The sequence below is a fragment of the Serratia sp. EWG9 genome (assembly GCF_019913725.1).
GTDB classification, from domain to species: domain Bacteria; phylum Pseudomonadota; class Gammaproteobacteria; order Enterobacterales; family Enterobacteriaceae; genus Serratia; species Serratia ureilytica.
In genome coordinates, this window is the sequence record NZ_JADNRO010000012.1 from 37,961 (window position 1) to 56,332 (window position 18,372).

At 60.1% G+C, this 18,372-nt stretch carries 18 protein-coding genes; 7 read left to right on the top strand and 11 right to left on the bottom strand.

The genetic code is table 11. From position 1 onward, the window contains the following. The 4 genes from livG to ITX55_RS21330 form a co-directional block, all read right to left on the bottom strand. Positions 1-768 carry a high-affinity branched-chain amino acid ABC transporter ATP-binding protein LivG gene (gene livG, locus ITX55_RS21315; protein WP_042783463.1) on the bottom strand — a complete coding sequence of 256 codons (768 nt, stop codon included), beginning with the start codon at positions 766-768 and terminating at the stop codon, positions 1-3. Next, positions 765-2,048, bottom strand: coding sequence for a high-affinity branched-chain amino acid ABC transporter permease LivM (locus tag ITX55_RS21320; RefSeq protein ID WP_033652641.1), 1,284 nt, complete (start codon positions 2,046-2,048; stop codon positions 765-767). The genes livG and ITX55_RS21320 overlap by 4 nt, the downstream gene beginning before the upstream one ends. Next, a complete protein-coding gene (gene livH / locus ITX55_RS21325; protein ID WP_015376290.1) occupies positions 2,045-2,971 on the bottom strand; it encodes a high-affinity branched-chain amino acid ABC transporter permease LivH in 927 nt (308 codons plus the stop codon). The genes ITX55_RS21320 and livH overlap by 4 nt, the downstream gene beginning before the upstream one ends. Positions 2,972-3,088: 117 nt before the next feature. Further along, positions 3,089-4,204 carry a branched-chain amino acid ABC transporter substrate-binding protein gene (locus tag ITX55_RS21330; protein WP_004934358.1) on the bottom strand — a complete coding sequence of 372 codons (1,116 nt, stop codon included), beginning with the start codon at positions 4,202-4,204 and terminating at the stop codon, positions 3,089-3,091. A 405-nt stretch (positions 4,205-4,609) separates the two neighbouring features. Between ITX55_RS21330 and panM the strand changes: the two genes are divergently transcribed. The 3 genes from panM to ITX55_RS21345 are packed head-to-tail and all read left to right on the top strand — an operon-like array spanning position 4,610 to position 8,272. Next, a complete protein-coding gene (gene panM, locus ITX55_RS21335; RefSeq protein ID WP_033644987.1) occupies positions 4,610-5,002 on the top strand; it encodes an aspartate 1-decarboxylase autocleavage activator PanM in 393 nt (130 codons plus the stop codon). Continuing rightward, entirely contained in the window at positions 4,999-6,216 is a 1,218-nt protein-coding gene (locus tag ITX55_RS21340; RefSeq protein WP_072626518.1) for a DUF3142 domain-containing protein, read from the top strand. The genes panM and ITX55_RS21340 overlap by 4 nt, the downstream gene beginning before the upstream one ends. 43 nt (positions 6,217-6,259) lie before the next feature. Further along, the gene (locus ITX55_RS21345) at positions 6,260-8,272 is read left to right on the top strand and encodes a hypothetical protein (RefSeq protein ID WP_370632725.1); all 2,013 of its coding nucleotides are present in this window, start codon (positions 6,260-6,262) and stop codon (positions 8,270-8,272) included. Between the two features lie 64 nt (positions 8,273-8,336). Here ITX55_RS21345 and rpoH read toward each other — a convergent pair whose 3' ends face one another. The 4 genes from rpoH to ftsY form a co-directional block, all read right to left on the bottom strand. After that, the gene (gene rpoH, locus ITX55_RS21350; protein ID WP_004934345.1) at positions 8,337-9,194 is read right to left on the bottom strand and encodes an RNA polymerase sigma factor RpoH; all 858 of its coding nucleotides are present in this window, start codon (positions 9,192-9,194) and stop codon (positions 8,337-8,339) included. 317 nt (positions 9,195-9,511) lie between these two features. Continuing rightward, positions 9,512-10,465 (bottom strand): permease-like cell division protein FtsX, encoded by a 954-nt coding sequence (gene ftsX / locus ITX55_RS21355; protein WP_033636680.1) that lies wholly within the window; start codon positions 10,463-10,465, stop codon positions 9,512-9,514. After that, entirely contained in the window at positions 10,455-11,126 is a 672-nt protein-coding gene (gene ftsE / locus ITX55_RS21360; protein ID WP_004934337.1) for a cell division ATP-binding protein FtsE, read from the bottom strand. The genes ftsX and ftsE overlap by 11 nt, the downstream gene beginning before the upstream one ends. Positions 11,127-11,131: 5 nt before the next feature. Beyond that, a complete protein-coding gene (gene ftsY / locus ITX55_RS21365; RefSeq protein ID WP_223085371.1) occupies positions 11,132-12,625 on the bottom strand; it encodes a signal recognition particle-docking protein FtsY in 1,494 nt (497 codons plus the stop codon). Positions 12,626-12,867: 242 nt separating this feature from the next. Between ftsY and rsmD the strand changes: the two genes are divergently transcribed. Both rsmD and ITX55_RS21375 read left to right on the top strand, forming a co-directional pair. Beyond that, a complete protein-coding gene (gene rsmD, locus ITX55_RS21370) occupies positions 12,868-13,488 on the top strand; it encodes a 16S rRNA (guanine(966)-N(2))-methyltransferase (RefSeq protein ID WP_042783457.1) in 621 nt (206 codons plus the stop codon). Then, entirely contained in the window at positions 13,478-13,750 is a 273-nt protein-coding gene (locus ITX55_RS21375; RefSeq protein WP_004934327.1) for a DUF1145 family protein, read from the top strand. The genes rsmD and ITX55_RS21375 overlap by 11 nt, the downstream gene beginning before the upstream one ends. A 3-nt stretch (positions 13,751-13,753) precedes the next feature. Here the strand turns inward: ITX55_RS21375 and ITX55_RS21380 are convergent, their stop codons facing one another. Beyond that, positions 13,754-14,110 carry a DUF2500 domain-containing protein gene (locus tag ITX55_RS21380; RefSeq protein WP_089192358.1) on the bottom strand — a complete coding sequence of 119 codons (357 nt, stop codon included), beginning with the start codon at positions 14,108-14,110 and terminating at the stop codon, positions 13,754-13,756. A 259-nt stretch (positions 14,111-14,369) separates the two neighbouring features. Here ITX55_RS21380 and ITX55_RS21385 point away from each other — a divergent pair, with 259 nt between their 5' ends. Together ITX55_RS21385 and ITX55_RS21390 are read left to right on the top strand one after the other, a co-directional pair. Further along, on the top strand, positions 14,370-15,101 hold the full coding sequence (locus ITX55_RS21385; RefSeq protein WP_145957781.1) for a hypothetical protein: 732 nt from the start codon (positions 14,370-14,372) through the stop codon (positions 15,099-15,101). A 262-nt stretch (positions 15,102-15,363) separates the two neighbouring features. After that, a complete protein-coding gene (locus ITX55_RS21390; RefSeq protein ID WP_033644998.1) occupies positions 15,364-15,990 on the top strand; it encodes a lysoplasmalogenase in 627 nt (208 codons plus the stop codon). Between the two features lie 40 nt (positions 15,991-16,030). On the opposite strand, the gene ITX55_RS21395 is transcribed toward ITX55_RS21390, so the two are convergent. After that, positions 16,031-16,408: an AprI/Inh family metalloprotease inhibitor gene (locus tag ITX55_RS21395; protein WP_025304893.1), complete on the bottom strand. Its 378-nt coding sequence runs from the start codon at positions 16,406-16,408 to the stop codon at positions 16,031-16,033. 54 nt (positions 16,409-16,462) lie between these two features. Next, the gene (locus ITX55_RS21400) at positions 16,463-17,926 is read right to left on the bottom strand and encodes a serralysin family metalloprotease (protein WP_033652421.1); all 1,464 of its coding nucleotides are present in this window, start codon (positions 17,924-17,926) and stop codon (positions 16,463-16,465) included. Between the last annotated feature and the right edge of the window lie 446 nt (positions 17,927-18,372).

Below are 18,372 nucleotides of genomic sequence, written 5' to 3' on the forward strand. Positions count from 1 at the left end.
TTATTCGCCCAAATAAGCCCGGATCACGTCCGGGTTGTTGCGGATCTCCGCCGGTGTGCCCTGCGCCAGCGGCGTGCCCTGATTCACTACGTAAATGCGATCGGAGATGCCCATCACCAGCTTCATGTCGTGCTCGATCAGCAACACCGAGACCTTATGCCGATCGCGCAGCTCGACGATCAGATGATCCAGCTCGTCGGTCTCTTTCGGGTTCAGACCGGCGGCCGGTTCGTCCAGCATCAGCAGCTCCGGCCGGGTCACCATGCAGCGGGCGATCTCCAGCCGACGCTGCTGCCCGTAGGCCAGGTTGCCCGCCGAACGGTTGGCCATCGATAGCAGGCCGACGCGCTCCAGCCACTCCGCTGCGCGCGCCAGCGCCTCGGCTTCGGCGCGGCGGAAGGCCGGGGTTTTCAGCAGCCCGGCGAACACGCCGCTTTTCAGGTGCTGATGCTGCGCCACCAACAGGTTCTCAATCACCGTCATTTCACGGAACAGCCGCACATGCTGGAAGGTGCGCACTACGCCCATACGGGCGATGGCCTGCCCCGCCAGCCCCTCCAGATGGCAATCGCGCAATTTGATGGTGCCGCCGCTCGGGCGGTAGAAACCGGTCAGGCAGTTAAACACCGTGGTTTTACCGGCGCCGTTGGGGCCGATCAGCGAGACAATTTCGCCTTCATTGAGCGTCAACGCGACATTGTTGACCGCCAGCAGCCCGCCAAAACGCATCGACAGGCCTTCCACCTGCAGTAAAGGTTGAACGCTCATGCCTGTTCCCCCTTGCCCGCGTGAAGGTCCGCCGCCTGCAGCTTCAGCTGCGGCCGCTTCATCGGCAACAGCCCCTGCGGCCGCCAAATCATCATCAGCACCATCAGCGCCCCCAGCAGCAGCATGCTGTATTCATTCAGATCGCGCATCAGCTCGCGCGACACCACCAGCAGGATCGCCGCCAGAATGACCGCGAACTGCGAGCCCATGCCCCCCAGTACGACGATCGCCAACACGAAGGCCGACTCGACGAAGGTGAAGGATTCCGGGCTGACGAACCCCTGGCGCGCGGCGAACAGCGTGCCGGCAAACCCGGCGAACGCGGCGCTGATGGTAAAGGCGGTCAGCTTGATGCGCGTCGGGCTGAGGCCCAGCGAGCGGCAGGCGATCTCGTCTTCGCGCAGCGCTTCCCAGGCGCGCCCGAGCGGCATGCGCAGCAGGCGGTTGATGACGAACAGCGTCAGCACCACCAGCAGCAACGCCACCAGGTACAAAAATACGATGCGATCGCTCGGATCGTATTTCAGGCCGAAGACGTTATGGAAGGTATCCCAGCCGCCGTCGCGCACGCTGCGGTTAAACTCCAGGCCGAAGAAGGTCGGTTTCGGGATCTGGCTGATGCCGTTCGGCCCGCCGGTGATCTCGGTATTGTTCAGCAGCAGAATGCGCACGATCTCACCGAAGCCGAGCGTCACGATCGCCAGATAGTCGCCGCGCAGCCGCAGCACCGGGAAACCGAGCAGGAAGCCGAAGGCGGCGGTGACGATGCCCGCCAGCGGCAGGCTCTCCCAAAAGCCGAGGCCGTAATAATGATTCAGCAGCGCATAGGTGTAGGCGCCGATGGCGTAGAAACCGCCGTAGCCGAGCACCAGCAGACCGGACAGGCCCACCACCACGTTGAGGCCGAGGCCCAGCATCACGTAGATCAGCGTCAGGGTGGCGATATCCACCGTGCCGCGCGACACCAGGAACGGCCAGGCGACCGCCGCGACGAGCAGCAGAGCCGCCAGCAGCTTTTGCCGCGGCGTGGTGCCGTCGAAGCTCGGCAGCACGAACGCCGGGCCGGAGACCTTTTTCAGGCCCTGCTGCAGCAGCGGGCGCAACAGCTGGAAGAAAAAGACGATGACGCAGCCGATGCCGATCCACATCCAGCGCACTTCCGCCGCGCCGTGCACCACCAGTTTGGTGCCGTCCAGGCTGAGCTGCATGCCCATCAGGAACGACGCCATCACGAACAGCACCGCCGTGGCGATCAGCGCATTGAGCAGATTGAGTTTCATACTTTCTCAACCTCCGGACGCCCGAGGATGCCGGTCGGCATGATCAGCAGCACCACGATCAGCAGCGCGAACGACACCACGTCTTTGTATTCGGTGCTCAGGTAGGCGGAGGTCAGCGCTTCCGCCACGCCCAGCACCAGGCCGCCGATCATCGCGCCCGGAATGCTGCCGATGCCGCCCAGAACTGCGGCGGTGAAGGCTTTCATACCGGCCATAAAGCCGATGTAAGGGTTGATGACGCCGTAGAACTGGCCGAGCAACACCCCGGCCACCGCCGCCATCACCGCACCAATGACGAAGGTCAGCGAGATCACCCGGTCCGTGTTGATGCCCAGCAGGCTGGCCATCTTCAGATCTTCCGCGCAGGCGCGGCAGGCACGGCCCATGCGCGAATAGCGGATAAACAGCGTCAGCGCCAGCATCGCCAGGAAGGTCACGAGCCAGATGGTCAGCTGCATGGTGCTGATGGTGGCGGCGAAGCCGTTGCTTTCCCCCAGCACCCACTGGCCGGTGACCAGGCTGGGCAGCGCCAGATCGCGTGAGCCCTGCGTCAGGCTGACGTAGTTTTGCAGGAATATCGACATGCCGATGGCCGAGATCAGCGCAATCAGGCGCTTGGAGTTGCGCACCGGCTTGTAGGCCACCCGCTCGATGCTCCAGCCGTAGGCGCTGGCGATGACGATCGAGACCAGGAACGCGGCGCCGATCAGCAGCCAGCCGACGTCGATGCCGAGCATCATCAGGGCGGCGATAACGATAAAGGAGACATAGCTGCCGATCATGTACACCTCGCCGTGGGCGAAGTTGATCATGCCGATGATGCCGTAAACCATGGTGTAACCGATGGCGATCAATGCATAGGTGCTGCCCAACGTTAATCCGTTGAACATCTGCTGCAGAAAATAGAGGAGTTGCTCTGACATACTCTGAACCCTTGGCTGCGAAACCCGCCGGGGGAGAACCGGCGGGTAAAGGGAGACGGGGCCGGCAAGCCGACCCGCCGGGCGCAGCGGGCTGCGCCCCACCCTAATCATTATGGCTTATTTGATCGGTGTGGACGTGCCGTTGGCATGCCATTCGAACACGCCGAACTCGAAGCCTTTCAGATCGCCCTTGTCATCCCAGGTCAGCGGCCCCATCACGGTGTCCACCGGCTTGCCGGTTTTCAGATCCTTGACGATGTCCGCCGGCTCCTGGCTGCCGCTGCGCTCCATGCCGGTGGTCAGCGACTGCAGCGCGGCATAGGTGGTCCAGACAAACGGGCCGGTCGGATCCAGCTTCTTGGCTTTCAACGCATCGACGATCGGCTGGTTGGCAGGCACCTGATCGTAGCGTTTCGGCAGCGTCACCAGCATGCCTTCCGAAGCGGCGCCGGCGATGTTGGACAGTGAGGAGTTGCCCACGCCTTCCGGCCCCATGAAGCGGGTAGTCAACCCGGCCTGTTTGGCCTGACGCAGGATCTGGCCCATTTCCGGGTAGTAACCGCCGAAGTACACGAAGTCGATATTCTCTTTCTTCAGGCGCGCCACCAGGGTGGAGAAGTCTTTGTCGCCGGCGGTGATGCCTTCGAACATCGCCACTTCGGTGCCCTGTTTTTTCAGGCTGTCGCGCACCGAGCGCGCCAGGCCTTCGCCGTATTGCTGCTTGTCGTGCACCACGGCGATGCGCTTCGGCTTGATGTCGCTGAGGATGTATTTGGCGGCGGTCGGGCCCTGATCCGAATCCAGACCGGTGGTGCGCAGGATCATCTTGTAGCCGCGGGTGGTCAGATCGGCGTTGGTGGCCGCCGGGGTAATCATGATCACGCCTTCGTCTTCATAGATATCGGACGCCGGCTGGGTGGAAGAGGAGCACAGGTGGCCGATCACGTAGCGAATGCCGTCGTTGATCACCTTGTTGGCGACCGCAACCGCCTGTTTCGGGTCGCAGGCGTCGTCGTATTCCACGCCGACCAGCTTGTCGCCCTTGATGCCGCCCTTGGCATTAATGTCGGCAATCGCCTGGCGCGCGCCGGTAAATTCCATGTCGCCATACTGCGCGACCGGGCCGGACATTGCCCCGACGATCGCCACCTTGATGTCTTTCGCCATGGCCGCCTGGCTCATGGCCATCGCAATACAACCCGCCAGCAGTGCCTTACCTGTTGTTAATTTCATCCGCAAATCCCCATCTGTCGTTGTGAACGTACCTGTTGTGTTTGCCTGCGCCCGATCGTTATTGACCGCTTTTGTTATAAGTAATAATGATTTAGGCGTTTTGTTGGCATTATTTTCTAATAAGACTTTATTTTTCATACCATTAAACAGGAATTTTCTGCTGCAAATCAACTTCATCCGGCAGAAACAAGCGGTGTAAACAGGATAAAATTCGAATTAAATCTGCGCTGTTTACCTTGAGGCGTAGCGCGTTGTGCTGGTTAACAATCCGTTTACTAACTATTTACTCGGAAAATGCCCCGTGCAAAAAACATATTGCACAGTAATCGTACAGAAAAACTTACACAACGCTCTGCACAAGATCTATTACACTGTCGGCATCATTTAGCTGCGCGGAAATTCTGCATGAAACTGACCATCGAGCGCCTGACCGCGCTGTCCCCGCAAGACCTTATCGACCTCGGTAAAATTTGGCCGCACCAGCAGCCGGAACAGTGGCAGAGCTGGCTGAGCGGCGGCAAGGCGCTGTTCGCCGCCCGCTTCAACGAGCGTCTGCTGGGCGCGGTGAAAATTGCGCTGCAGGACGACCGCGCCGAACTGCTGGATCTGCTGGTACGCGAAGTGACGCGCCGCCGCGGCGTCGGTCTTTACCTGGTGCAAGATGCACAGCGTCAGCTGCCGCAGGTCGCCCATTGGCAGCTGTCGACCGCCGGTCTGGCGCCGCGCGAACGTGGGGAAGTCGATAACTTCATGCGCGCCTGCGGCTTCGCGCCGCAGGGCGATCTCTGGCAAAAATGAAACGCCGGCTGGCGGCGCTGGTCTTGATTGCGCTGGGGTTGGCGGCCTGGTTCGCCGGGCGTCAGCAGGCGCTGCGCCAGGCCTCAGGCTGGGATCAGCAGGTTTACGTTTGGCAGCGGGTTTGGACGCCGCAACACGCCGATGCGCTGGCGCGCAGCCGCGATCTGTTCGGCGCGCTGCGGGTGCTGGCGCTGCAGGTGCATCCACGCGAAGGCTGGCGGGAAATCCCGGCCGATCTCAGCCTGCTGAAGCGGGACGGCCGCCCGCTCTGGCTGGTAGCGCGCCTCGACGGCCAGCTGCCGCAGCTGGACCAAGAAGCCATTATCCAGCGTCTGCTGGCGATCACCCAGCGCTGGCAGGCGGCCGGGCTGCCCGTCACCGGCGTCGAGATCGATCATGACGCCGCCACGGCTCGCCTGCCGGACTACCAACGCTTTCTACAGCGGCTGCGCCAACGGCTGCCCGCCGCTTTGCAACTCGGCATCACCGCCCTGCCGGCCTGGATCGGCTCGCCCAACTTGCCCGGCGTACTGCAACAGGCCGACAGTTCCGTTCTGCAAGTGCATGCGGTGCTCTCACCGCAGCAGGGGCTGTTTGACGGCCCCTTGGCGCTGCGCTGGGTGCGGCAGTACGCCGCCGTCACACCGAAACCGTTTCGCGTCGCGCTGCCGGCCTATGGCATGGCGCTGCTGGGGTTTGATGCGCAAGGCGCGCAGGTGGAGAGCGAATCCTCGCTGCGCGTGGCCGGCAACGGCCGCGAACTGACGGTCGCGCCGCAGCAGATCGCCGATTTTCTGCAAACGCTGGCGCAGCAAACGCCGCCCCGGCTGCGCGGCGTGATTTGGTTCCGACTGCCGCTGGCGGACGATCGGCGCGCCTGGTCGCTCGCCACGCTACGAGCGGTGATCGAACGGCGGCCGCTGAATGTCGACTGGCAGGTAAAATTTAGGCCTCAGCCGCAGCAAAACGGGCTGTATGATCTGATAATTCATAACAACGGGCCGGTGGACGCCCCGCTGCCGCAAGAGGTGGTCATCCGCGCCGACGACTGCCTGGCGGCGGACGCGGTCGGCAACTACCGGCTGGAATCCGCACCGCAACGGCAACGCTTTATTCGCATCAGCAGCGACCAGCTGCGCGCCGGGCAATCCCGGCCGCTGGGCTGGCTGCGCTGCCAACAACTGACGCCAGGAGGCACCCTTGTCACACCTTGATTCGCGCGCGGCACGGAACACCCGCCGCCTTCTTCCGCTGGCCATGCTGATCGGCGCCGCACTGCCGCTGGGCGGCTATGCCTGCGGCCCGGATTTTCCTAACCGGCTGCTGATCGATCGCAACGGCACCCTGCTGTATATGCCGGAGGGCAATTTCGCCTTCGAAGCCGGCCGGCTGGTGCCGATGGATAAACAGTTGCCGCACTGGCAAGCCCCGCCGCCGCCGATGCCGCCGAAACCGATGCCGCAATCGCCGGAAACGATAGCGATAGGCAAAATGCGCGCCGCCAAAACGGTGGAAGAGGCTGACGCCGTCAATACGCAGGGGTTGTCCAACGCCGCGCGTCTCTATCAACTGGGCGCCGTGGCTTTCGCCAGCCACGATCCGCGCGCCGCAGACTATTTCCAACAGGTGCTGAAGCTACCGGCCGCCGAGCAGGGCGACTGGGGACTGCGGGCGCAGTATTCGCTTGGCCGCGTACTGATGGCTGACCACGGGACGCCGGTAAACGAATCCGGTGAAGCGGCCCCCGCCGCCGAGCACCCGCCAAAAGCCGCGCTTGAACAGGCGCTGACGGCATTCCAGCAGGTGATCGACCGGGTGAAAAGCGGCGCCGCCGATCCCGATCAGTTGGCGCTGAGCAGCCTTGGGCAGCAGGCGCGCATCCACCTGTGGCTGGGTGACGTCGCCCCCGCCGCCCATCTGTACGCGCAACAGGCGGCGCAGGGCGATCCGAGCGGCGGGCAGTCGCTGCAGTACGTCTCCAGCTTCCTGGTCAACCCCGACCATTTGGACACGCTGAAACGGATTATCGGCGATCCGTTGATCCAGCAGCTGGTGACCATTGAGCTGTTCGCCCGCAGCGGCAACCTGCAAATGGCGGATACCGACGACAACGGCCGCTCCGCGCAAATCATCAACCAGATCCTGACGCTGCTGGACGGCTCAGTGAAAAGCGGCTTCGCCGGCAGCGATCGGCTGGCGGCGCTGGCTTACCGTTCGGGGCAGTACCCGATGGCGGCGAGCCTGCTGAAAAACGCCGGCGACAGCGGCCTCGCATGGTGGCTGCGCGCCAAAATGGCGCTGCGCGACGGTGACGTGAAAGCCGCCACCGCCGCCTACGCCAAGGCGGCAAGCGCGTTCCCCGCCGACGAAAGCTGGGGTGAACAGCGCAACGCCGACTTCGTCGCGGAAACCATCGTGCCCGAGTGCCGGGTGGCCGGCGAACAGGCCATCCTGGCGCTGAACCGCGGCGACTATCTGCAGGCGATGGACCTGCTGTATCGCGGCAAAGCGCTCTACTGGGCCGACGTGGCCGACGTGGCGGAACGGGTGCTGACCGTCGATGAGTTGAAAGGCTTTGTCGATAAGCACGCCCCGGCGCCGACGACGCCGCTCAAGCCGGTTAATCCGGACGATTACGGCGGCCAGCAGATCACGCCGGAGGTGCAGCTGCGCGAACTGCTGGCGCGGCGGCTGATGCGCGCCGGGCGATCGCCGGAGGCGCTGGCCTACTTCGATATCCCCAACTACCGGCAAGCGGCGCAGCAGTTCGCCGACGAGCTGAAGGCCGCCAAGGACAAATCCGCTGCGCCGCTGGCGCGCGCACAGGCTTACTATCGCGCCGCCAACCTGCTGCGCGCCCAGGGGCTGGAGTTTACCGGCTATGAGATGACGCCGGATTACGCCATCTATGGCGCCGGCTATTCCTATCTGGGGGATGCGTTCGATACCCGCGAGCTGAAGCATAAAAGCTGGATCGACAGCGCCGAAGCGGCGCGCGCCAAGGCAGCGCTACCGGAGGAAGACAACCGTTTCCTGCACTATCGCTGGCAGGCGGTGGGGCTGGCGCAACAGGCGGCCGATCTGCTGCCGCCGAAGAGCCAGGCCTATGCCGCCGTGCTGTGTAACGCCGCCAGCTGGGTTATCAAACGCGATGCCAAAACCGGCCGGGCGCTTTATCAGCGCTATATCAACACCGGCACCCGTTATCCGTGGGCGGCGAAATTCGGCTACGACTGCCCGGCGCCGGACTTCGCCACCGTGGCGCCATAACGCCGAATTTCAGGCACTAAAAAGCCCGGCTTGCCGGGCTTTTTTTATCGAATCTCGCATCGACTCAGGCTTCGATCGCCATTTTCAGTTTCTTCATGGCGTTCTTTTCGAGCTGGCGCACGCGTTCGGCGGAAACGCCGTACTGATCGGCCAGCTCCTGCAGCGTCGACTTATTGTCGTCATCCAGCCAACGGGCGCGGATGATATGCTGGCTGCGCTCGTCGAGACCTTCCAGCGCATAGGCCAGTTTGTCTGCGGCGTTGCTTTCCCAGTTATCTTCCTCGATGCCTTCGGCGAAGTCCGAGCTCTTGTCCTGCAGGTACAGCACCGGCGCCATCGACTGGCCATCGCGGGCCTCGTCGTCCGGAGTCGGATCGAACGTCATGTCCTGCGCCGCCATGCGCGATTCCATCTCGCGCACGTCTTTGCTGGTGACGCCCAGCTCACGGGCCACCAGTTCCACTTCGTCCTGGTTGAACCAGCCCAAACGCTGTTTGGTTTTGCGCAGGTTAAAGAACAGCTTGCGCTGCGCTTTGGTGGTCGCCACTTTCACAATGCGCCAGTTGCGCAATACGTACTCGTGGATTTCCGCCTTAATCCAATGCACCGCAAAGGAAACCAGACGCACGCCGACTTCCGGGTTGAAGCGGCGAACGGCTTTCATCAGGCCGATGTTGCCTTCCTGAATCAGATCCGCCTGCGGCAGACCATAGCCTGAATAGTTGCGGGCAATATGAGCGACAAAGCGCAGGTGAGACAGGATGAGCTGCTTAGCGGCATCCAGATCGCCCTGATAATGCAGCCGTTCAGCCAGCTCCCGCTCTTCCTCTGCCGTCAGCATCGGATAGGCGTTGGCTGCCCGGATATAGGCTTCCAAGCTACCTTGGGGTACTAAGGCTAAAGTTTGCATTTCTTTGGTCATTCAAACCCTCTCTATGAGAATACAAAATCATGCAGGTGATTATTACAGCGGGGAAATGATTGATTCTACGGCAGTTGCTGAAGCAAAAGCGGTTCCACACGCCGGGCACCTTAACATTTGCTGCAATTTTTGACCGTACTCCGCCCTAAAAGTTCACCCTTTTTTGCAAGCATTGTTGCTGACAATACGTGACGAGGGTGCAGGCCGATAGGGAATTTGTGCGCTAAGAAGAGAGGGATGGTGCTGACTTCGCTTGAGGTCACTCTTCTCCCGCAACGCGATCAAAAGCAGCAGGAGAAGAGTATACCAAAAAAATCTTACTGTGGTGTAAATCGGCGTAAATGTTGCACCGTCGCCAGCCAGGCGGCGATCCAGCCGATCATCGCGGAGATGATCAGCAGCAGCAGCGCCTCATCCCAGCCCAGCCCGTGCAAGGTGAAGGTGGTGCCGAATACCTTGGCCACCCCGGCGACCACCGACTCCAGCTGCCACACCAGCGCGCCGGACAACACCAGCGACAGCAGCGCGCCGGCAAAACCCAGCATCGCCCCACCGTTGAGGAACGGCCGCAGAATAAAGCCGTCGGTGGCGCCGATCAGCTTCATCACGTTAATGGTGTCGCGGCGGCTGAAGATGCTCAGACGCACGCTGTTGCCGATCACCAGGAACACCGCCACGATCATCAGCACGCCGATGATCGCCGCGATCTGGCCCGCCAGCCCGGTCAGCGCCGCCAGGCGGGCAAACCAGCTGTCATCCATACGCACTTCTTCCACGCCCTGCACCGCCGCTACGCGATCGCGCAGGGTGTTGAGGGTATCCGAACTCTGGAAGCTCATCTTCGGCGTGACGATCGCCACCGCCGGCAGCGGGTTCTCTTCCAGCATGTCCAGCGCGCCGCCAAAGCCCGACCAGTTGCGGAACTCGCCGCGCGCTTCTTCACGCGACAGGTAATTGACCTTCTCCACGCCGGCTTCCGCCTTGATGGCGTCGAGCACTTTCAGCGCGGCGTCGTCATCGAGCGATTTATCCAGATAAACGGTCAGCTGCGGCGTTGGATACCACTGGCTGGCCGCGGTGCTGACGTTTTTCCACACGATGTAGCACACACTCGGCAGCGTCAGGGAAATGGCGATCACCATCACCGTCAGCAGCGTCGCCAACGGCTGACGCAGCATGTCTTTGATGGCGTTCATCCAGGCGTAACGCCACTGTTCGCGCCAGCCGCCGCGCAGCGCCTTGCTCTTGGCGGTTTTTGCGTTATTGGCCATGGTGAGCGCCCCCTTGCATGCGGCCCTGGCTCAGCGTCAGGATGCGGTAATTGCGGCGGGCGATAAGCCCGGTGTCGTGCGTCGCCATCAGTACGGTCACGCCGACGCGGTTGAATTCTTCAAACAGGCGCAGAATGCCTTCCGACAGCGCATCATCCAGGTTACCGGTCGGTTCATCCGCCAGCAGCACCGCCGGCTTGTTCACCACCGCACGGGCGATGCCCACGCGCTGCTGCTCACCGCCGGACAGCTGAATCGGGAAGTTTTTCGCTTTATCCAGCAAACCGACCTTGTCCAGCGCGGCGGAAACGCGGCGGCGGATATCTTCGGTGCTGGCGCCGGCGATGATCAGCGGCATCGCCACGTTGTCATACACCGTGCGATCCAGCAGCAGGTGGTGATCCTGGAAGATCATGCCGATCTGCCGACGCAGGAACGGCACCTCGCGGTTTTTCAAGCGACTGATGTCGTGACCGCCAAACCAGATGTGGCCGGCGCTGGGCCGTTCGATACCGCAAATCAGTTTCAGCAGGGTACTTTTCCCCGCGCCGGAATGGCCGGTCAGAAACGCCATCTCCGCCGGGCGCAGATGGAAATCAACCCCCTGCAGCGCTTGCCGTCCGCCCAGATAAGCTTTACTGACCTGTTCAAAGCGAATCATCCGTATTAATCCTCTCGGGCAAAAAGTGCCTCAATAAAATCGTCAGCCTTAAACGGCCGCAAATCTTCGATGCCTTCCCCGACGCCGATATAGCGGATCGGGATACCGAACTGATCGGCGATGGCGAAGATCACCCCGCCCTTGGCGGTACCGTCCAGTTTAGTCAGCGTGATGCCGGTTAAGCCCACGGCCTCATTAAATAATTTCGCCTGACTGACCGCATTCTGGCCGGTGCTGGCATCGAGCGTCAGCATAACCTCATGGGGGGCCTGGTCGTCCAGTTTTTTCATGACGCGGACGATCTTCTTCAGCTCTTCCATCAGGTGCGATTTGTTCTGCAGACGGCCGGCGGTATCGGCGATCAACACATCGATGCCGCGCGCCTTGGCGGCCTGCACCGCATCGAAGATCACAGAAGCGGAATCCGCGCCGGTATGCTGCGCCACCACCGGAATGCGGTTACGTTCACCCCACACCTGCAGCTGCTCCACCGCGGCGGCGCGGAAGGTATCCCCCGCCGCCAGCATCACCGACTTGCCTTCCGCCTGGAATTGACGCGCCAGCTTGCCGATGGTGGTGGTTTTACCCACGCCGTTCACGCCGACCATCAAGATGACATACGGGGTTTTCCCACTGACATCCAGCGGCTGATCGACCTTGGCCAGAATTTCGGACATTTCCTCCTTCAGCTTGCCGTACAGCGCTTCGGCGTCTTTCAGCTGTTTGCGGCTGGCGTGCTGGGTCAGGGAGGTGATGATTTTGCGCGTGGTATCCACGCCGACGTCAGCGATCAGCAGCTGTTCTTCCAGCTCGTCGAACAGATCGTCGTCGATCTTTTTACCGCGGAACAGCCCCATAAAACCGGAGCCGAGGTTTTGTTTGGTCTTCAGCAGGCTGCGCTTCAGGCGGGCGAAGAAGCCTTCTTTGGTCGGGCGCTCCTGCTCTTGCGCCGCGGCCGGCACCACCGGCTCAAGCGGTTCTTCTTCCACTTCCGGCACGGATTCAGGTTCAACGACCGGCACCGGCTCAACAACCGGCTCAGGCTCAACGACCGGCTCAGGTTCGACGACCGGCTCAGGTTCGACGACCGGCTCAGGCTCGACGACCGGCTCAGGCTCGACGACCGGCTCAGGCTCAACGACCGGCTCAGGTTCAACGACCGGTTGCTGTTGCACCGCCACCTGTTCGGTGACGCTGACGATCTCTTCGGCCAGCGCTTGCGCCGCCGGCTGTTCAGCCGCCGCCGGCAAATTTTCCGCGATTTGCTCGCCGGCCTGACCGTTATCCCACTCTCCCGGGGTGTCGACGGAGGCGGCAGGTTCAGATTCCTGGGCGGGGAGCTTGTCGTCCAGCTTGGCGGCGGCCGGTGCAGCCGGCGTCTCCGCGGCCTGAGCTTCCGCCTGCTCTACCGGCTGCTCAGGTTGCTGTTGCTCTTCTTCCTTTTCCTTCTGGCCAAAGCCCAGCCAGGAGAAAAACCCACGTTTCTTATCTTTTGCCATGTTATGACTCTACTCCGTACCGAAGGCTCGCTTACCCTACATACCTGAAGGATATATGCTGACAATAATCCGCCGAGTCTATCACTTTCCCTCGCGCAGCAACACGCATCCGGCATGCTTTCCGGTGTGAAATCAGACAACAAAGTTTTACCGTTCCCCCCGACGCCCGTCACCGGTAGAATAGGGACAACTTTTCATTGACCTCTGCGGCCCCGCGCCGCAAAAGAAATCAAACAACGCTTATGACAAGACTCTCGCCACGGGCGGCGGCCAAAAAACCGCCCCAGGCCGCAGCCGGACAGATCCGCATCATCGGCGGCCAATGGCGCGGCCGTAAGCTCCCGGTGCCGAACAGCCCGGGGCTGCGCCCCACGACCGATCGGGTACGCGAAACCCTGTTCAACTGGCTGGCGCCGGTGATTCAGGGCGCGCGCTGCCTGGACTGCTTCGCCGGCAGCGGCGCATTAGGGCTGGAAGCGCTGTCGCGCTATGCCGGCAGCGCCACGCTGTTGGAATTCGAGCGGCCGGTGGCGCAGCAGCTGGAAAAAAATCTGGCGCTGCTGCAGGGCAAAGGGGTGGTTATCAACACCAACGCGCTGAGCTGGCTGGCGGGCGACGGTCAACCGTTCGACGTGGTGTTCCTCGATCCGCCGTTTCGCAAAGGCCTGCTGGCGGAAACCGTCTTGTTGCTGGAGCAGCGGGGCTGGCTGGCCGACGAGGCCTGGATCTATGTAGAAGCCGAGGCGGAAAGCGCCGCGGCGGACGTGCCTGCCAGCTGGCAGTTGCACCGGGAGAAGGTCGCCGGCCAGGTGGCTTATCGCCTTTATCTTCGTTCGCAAGAGAAAACCGACCATGCTGATTAATCTGGGCCGCCTGCTGATGCTGTGCGTGTGGGGCTTCCTGCTCTCTAACCTGTTCCATCCGTTTCCCAAGCCGCTGAAGTATTTCATCGACGTGGCGCTGTTCTTTATGGTGGTGATGCACGGCCTGCAGCTGGTGCTGTTGAAATCCACCCAGCCGAAGGATCAGCCGATCAGCTACTGGCAAGAGGCCAAGATCTTTATCTTTGGCGTGTTCGAGCTGCTGGCCTGGCAAAAGAAACAGCCGCCCATCAAGAAAAAGTGACCGCTACGGCTGAACGGTGAACGAGACGAAGCGCGTGCCCTGCATGTTTAACGTGCCCTGCGCGCCTTTTTCTATCGGGTTGTACTGCCATTGCTTCAGCCGCAGCGTAATGTCTTCACCGCCCTGGTTAGGGCTGAACACCACCTCGTAATACATCGGCTCGTTGACCAACGGCTCGCGCTGCGGCGCACGGGTCTTGGCGACCGGCACCGCGCGTTTGTCGCTCACCGTCACCTGCAGACTGCGCATCGGCGCGCGATCGTTTTCCGCCTCCTGCTGGCGCTGTTTGAAGTAACGTTGCGTGGCCAGCACGGCGATCAACGCAATGACGGCGACAAAAAATAGCGGTGGCTTACTCATCGGTTTCCCATTTCCTTCACGGTCAAATCGGCGTAAACATAGCACACTCCCGTATGCCTGGTGTGCCCTTCCCTTTTATCCCGGAGCGTTAATCCACGAATGTTGGCCTCCCAAAATAAGAACGGCGCTCAGGATACGCCTCCATTTGAAAGTGATGGATTTATTATGCTAACCTGAAATCAGCGGCATATTTAATTTCCTAAAACGAAGAATATAAAAGCCAGCTAAACAATCAAACTTAAAAATGGAATTTGACATAATGAAAATCAGCAAGCTGGCTTGGGCCGGCCTGGCGATTAATATCGCTGTGGCGACGGTCATCGTTCTTTATTTATCTCAGGATGGGTTGGTTGAGAGCTACGAAGAAGAACTTCTCGACGAATTCATTTCAATACTGCTTATTATATTTGCAATATCAATACCTATGCAAGGTATCAGCCTGCTGCTCTTATCTAAAGCGCCAAAAGCGGGCCGCGTGCTCGCCTTTATCAGCACTGTCCTGATGTTGCCGTTGAGCATGATCTTCTTCATCGGCTATTTGTTCAGCTATGAATGGCGTTACAACCGAGGATTGACGCCCTTCAACGCCGATGTTCCCCCTCCGCTTGATGTCAGCCTGGGGTTCAATTTGAAGCAATTTTCATTATCCGGGATATTATGTATCGTCCTCGGCATCGTTATCGGCCTGATCGGTATCAACGTCGGTTGGCTGATAGTTGCCGTCGGGGTGGTAGCACTGATCAATTCATCCCGCTTGGAAAACCGCATAATGATCGGCCTCTCACAGGATAAATTGATTATCACGCCGGCGCTATATGCCGAAACATTCATCATTCCAATAAGCGATGTCACGCTGATACAAGACAAGCCTCAATCATTTAAGTTGCAAATCAAATCTGGCGGCGTTGATAGAACCAGCACCATCCTAAAAAGAAAGCATCAGCAGGAGGAGTTTGGAAAAGTCATCGCAAAAATCGCCACGCAGAAATAGTGCCGTGACACCGCAGCTAATAATAAAGCGAGGGGGAATATCTCCCTCGCTGTTTTTTTAATTCAAAATGCGATAGCGCATACTCCCCCTTGCCAGAATGCCACTCACAAGAGAAACTGCCCATCAGACTGGCCGCCGCACGCACACACGCAAGAAAGCATTGTCGATCGTCGGCAGGCTACCTACACTGAAATGAAGAAGTGACATGGGTGACAGTTTGGAGCCGGTGGTTGCGGCTCCCTCCTACATAAGGAAGACATAAATGAGTTGGCCGTTCCTTGCCGTATTCTTTTCCGGTTGGCTGTTCGTCGACGCCTCTTACCGTGGGCCGCGCTGGCAGCGTTGGGTGTTCAAACCCGTCACGCTGCTGCTGCTGTTGCTGTTGGCCTGGCAGGCACCGGTGCTCAGCGCCGCGGGCTATCTGATCGTACTCGGCCTGCTGGCAACGCTGATCGGCGATGCGCTGCTTCTGTTGCCGCGCGAGCGGGTGCTGTACGCCATCGGCGCCTTTTTCCTGTCCCACTTGCTGTACACCCTGAGTTTCGCCAGCCAGATGACGTTCAGTCTGTTCTGGCCGCTGCCGCTGGCGCTGCTGGCGATCGGCGCATTGCTGCTGGCCGCCCTTTGGACCCGGCTGGAAGAGATGCGTTGGCCGATCGTCACCTATGTGGCGATGACGCTGCTGATGGTCTGGCTGGCGGGCGAGCAATATTTCCTGCGCAGCACCGATTTCGGCTTCTCGCTGCTGACCGGCACCTCGCTGCTGCTGCTGGCCAACGTGGTTTGGCTGCTCAACCGCTACCGCTTCACCTTCCGCGCGGCGGACGCCATCGTGGCTTTCTGTTACTTCTCCGGCCACTTCCTGATCGTGCGTTCGCTCTACCTGTAGAGACCTGCCGCGGGTTCGGCGCGCCGAACCCGTTTCTTCATCAAGCCAGCGCTTTCAACGTCAGGGCATCACCCGCACCCAGTTGATTGCGGTACAGATCGCCGTCGCGCGAGAAGAACGCCAGCGTGCTGCCATCCGCCTGCAGCAGGGCGATGCCGTCCGGCGCCGGGCGCCAGCCCACCACCTCGGCCGCAAATACGCTTTGCAGACAACGCTGCCGATCCACCAGCTGGTAGCCGTTGGTCTCGCTTTGCTCATTGGCCAGAAACTCGATTTGGCATTGCCGTTCGCTGTCGGCTACCTGCCATTGCCCCGCCAGCGACTGCGCGGTCGGCAGCGCCAGACTGCCGGCCATCACCGCACTCGTCACCATCATGCCTCCCGCCGCCAGGGCGGCGCGCGTTAAAGTACCTTTCATACCGGCTCCCACATCACGCCCGGCCGAGACTGCGCCGGGCGCTCCGTTGCTGCGTTACACGATAAAGTCAGTGGCGACGTCTACCTGACCGACGATTTTCACCAGGAAGTCCGGCGCCTGATGACCACCGATGTTCACCGACAAATCGGTCACGTTGTTGGACGCGTTGTAGCTCAGCAGCGCTTCACCCGCCGCGCCGCTGAAGTGATCGACGAAGTGAATGAAATCGCTGCTCTGCGCCTCTTTGTTGAAGAACGACAGATCAATCTTGTCGATCCCTTTCTGGAAGTCGCGGATCCAGTCTGAAGCGCCCGGCGCGGAATCGCTGGCGGCAGAGAACACGAAGATGTCTTTACCGGCACCGCCCCACAGCTCATCCGCCCCGCCGCCGCCGAACAGCACGTCGTTACCCGCGCCGCCTTTCAGCACGTTATTGGCCGCGTTGCCGACGATCACGTCGTTGCCGGAACCGCCAATGGCGTTCTCGATGGTCACACCGGCGGCGATCGAGACGTTGCCTTTCAGGCCGCCCACGTCGGAGAACGACTTCTCGTTCAGGTTGATGCGCTGGTTAGCGGTATAACCGGAGAAGTCGAAGGTATCGTTGCCGCCCGCATCCCACACCGCAAAGATCAGTTTTTGCGCGTTGCTGGTGGTGCTGAGGAAGTCACGACCGGTGTTGGAGTTAAAACCGTACACGGTGTCGCCGGTGCGGGTCGACAGGTTGGCGCCATACAGATGTTGAATGGCGGCAATGTCATCCAGCAGCGGAGCGGCGGCGTAATGACCGCCGTTATCGCCACCGGTGTTGGTTTCGCTCCAGTAGCTCATCAGGCTGAACTGGCGGGTGTCTTCCGCATAAGTGACGTCGCGATAGGTCGGGTTGCCTTCACCGGCGTTGTAATCGCCCGGGTGGCTCAGACCCAGCGCATGGCCAATCTCATGGGTGAACGTCTGGCGGCCGTAGTCTTCGGTCGCCGGATGCTTCACGTTGGACTGGTTGACGTTGTACCAGGTCTGGCCCCCCAGATCCTGCCCCTGCCAAATGGTGTTCGGCAGGAAGGCGTAGGCCTGGGTGCCGTAATCATAGTGGCCGGGACGATCCTGGCTGTAGTTACCGAAGGTGATGTTGGCCTTTTGTCCGGCCGCCACTTCGGTAAAAGTGATATTGGCGACGTCGGCCCAGGACTGCAGCGACAGCTTAGCCTGCTGCTGCTGTTCCGCGCTGAACTTGCTCAGCCCGGTGTCGCCGGCGACGTTGGTGGAAGAGAACTTATAGTCCGGGAAGGAGAAGGTTAATTTGACCGGCTGGCCAAATACCTTGTAACCGTTCCAGGTTTGGTTCTCACGGGTAATAAACAGCCCAGCTTGCTCGTTAGAAAATGAATCCTTGCCATTAATCTGAATCCCGTTGCCCCGCTCATGATAATGCAACAGGTCGTCTACAGCATCGTAGCCGGTTGTGGCGGCCGCGAAGTTGGATTCAGTAATTTCAATTGCCTTTTTAGTAGATTGCATTGGTTCGATTCCACTCATTACCTGATTGATATCAATCAGACAGATAGACATAACCTCCCCGTAAGCCACGGTTAATGAACCTTAAGCTTGCTGGAAGGGGCTTATGCGCCGTTGCCGGCAGTGTGTTTGGTAGAATTAATGCATATATATCAGCAAATAAGATCACCATTAAAAATGGTAATCGATTCCAATTATAGGCAGGACCGCAAAACTGCACATAAAATAATCAACCATTTATTATCGCAACGAAAGTTTGTTATGCTACTTTTTGCGCTTATTTACAAAACAAATGAAACTTAGAGAGGAGAAGTTGGCACCAAACTTCAATAGCAATGCGGCTTGCAGACACAAGCGAATCATGCTGGCTAATCAGGCGCAAAAAGATAAATTTTGCTAACGCGTTATAGATAAATAACTCTTTATTATTAGACCGGGCGACTTTTTAG

Excerpts from the sequence above, each read along its gene's own strand:
- livG (WP_042783463.1), bottom strand. The coding sequence starts at position 768 with ATGAGCGTTCAACCTTTACTGCAGGTGGAAGGCCTGTCGATGCGTTTT.
- ITX55_RS21320 (WP_033652641.1), bottom strand. The coding sequence starts at position 2,048 with ATGAAACTCAATCTGCTCAATGCGCTGATCGCCACGGCGGTGCTGTTC.
- livH (WP_015376290.1), bottom strand. The coding sequence starts at position 2,971 with ATGTCAGAGCAACTCCTCTATTTTCTGCAGCAGATGTTCAACGGATTA.
- ITX55_RS21330 (WP_004934358.1), bottom strand. The coding sequence starts at position 4,204 with ATGAAATTAACAACAGGTAAGGCACTGCTGGCGGGTTGTATTGCGATG.
- panM (WP_033644987.1), top strand. The coding sequence starts at position 4,610 with ATGAAACTGACCATCGAGCGCCTGACCGCGCTGTCCCCGCAAGACCTT.
- ITX55_RS21340 (WP_072626518.1), top strand. The coding sequence starts at position 4,999 with ATGAAACGCCGGCTGGCGGCGCTGGTCTTGATTGCGCTGGGGTTGGCG.
- ITX55_RS21345 (WP_370632725.1), top strand. The coding sequence starts at position 6,260 with ATGCTGATCGGCGCCGCACTGCCGCTGGGCGGCTATGCCTGCGGCCCG.
- rpoH (WP_004934345.1), bottom strand. The coding sequence starts at position 9,194 with ATGACCAAAGAAATGCAAACTTTAGCCTTAGTACCCCAAGGTAGCTTG.
- ftsX (WP_033636680.1), bottom strand. The coding sequence starts at position 10,465 with ATGGCCAATAACGCAAAAACCGCCAAGAGCAAGGCGCTGCGCGGCGGC.
- ftsE (WP_004934337.1), bottom strand. The coding sequence starts at position 11,126 with ATGATTCGCTTTGAACAGGTCAGTAAAGCTTATCTGGGCGGACGGCAA.
- ftsY (WP_223085371.1), bottom strand. The coding sequence starts at position 12,625 with ATGGCAAAAGATAAGAAACGTGGGTTTTTCTCCTGGCTGGGCTTTGGC.
- rsmD (WP_042783457.1), top strand. The coding sequence starts at position 12,868 with ATGACAAGACTCTCGCCACGGGCGGCGGCCAAAAAACCGCCCCAGGCC.
- ITX55_RS21375 (WP_004934327.1), top strand. The coding sequence starts at position 13,478 with ATGCTGATTAATCTGGGCCGCCTGCTGATGCTGTGCGTGTGGGGCTTC.
- ITX55_RS21380 (WP_089192358.1), bottom strand. The coding sequence starts at position 14,110 with ATGAGTAAGCCACCGCTATTTTTTGTCGCCGTCATTGCGTTGATCGCC.
- ITX55_RS21385 (WP_145957781.1), top strand. The coding sequence starts at position 14,370 with ATGAAAATCAGCAAGCTGGCTTGGGCCGGCCTGGCGATTAATATCGCT.
- ITX55_RS21390 (WP_033644998.1), top strand. The coding sequence starts at position 15,364 with ATGAGTTGGCCGTTCCTTGCCGTATTCTTTTCCGGTTGGCTGTTCGTC.
- ITX55_RS21395 (WP_025304893.1), bottom strand. The coding sequence starts at position 16,408 with ATGAAAGGTACTTTAACGCGCGCCGCCCTGGCGGCGGGAGGCATGATG.
- ITX55_RS21400 (WP_033652421.1), bottom strand. The coding sequence starts at position 17,926 with ATGCAATCTACTAAAAAGGCAATTGAAATTACTGAATCCAACTTCGCG.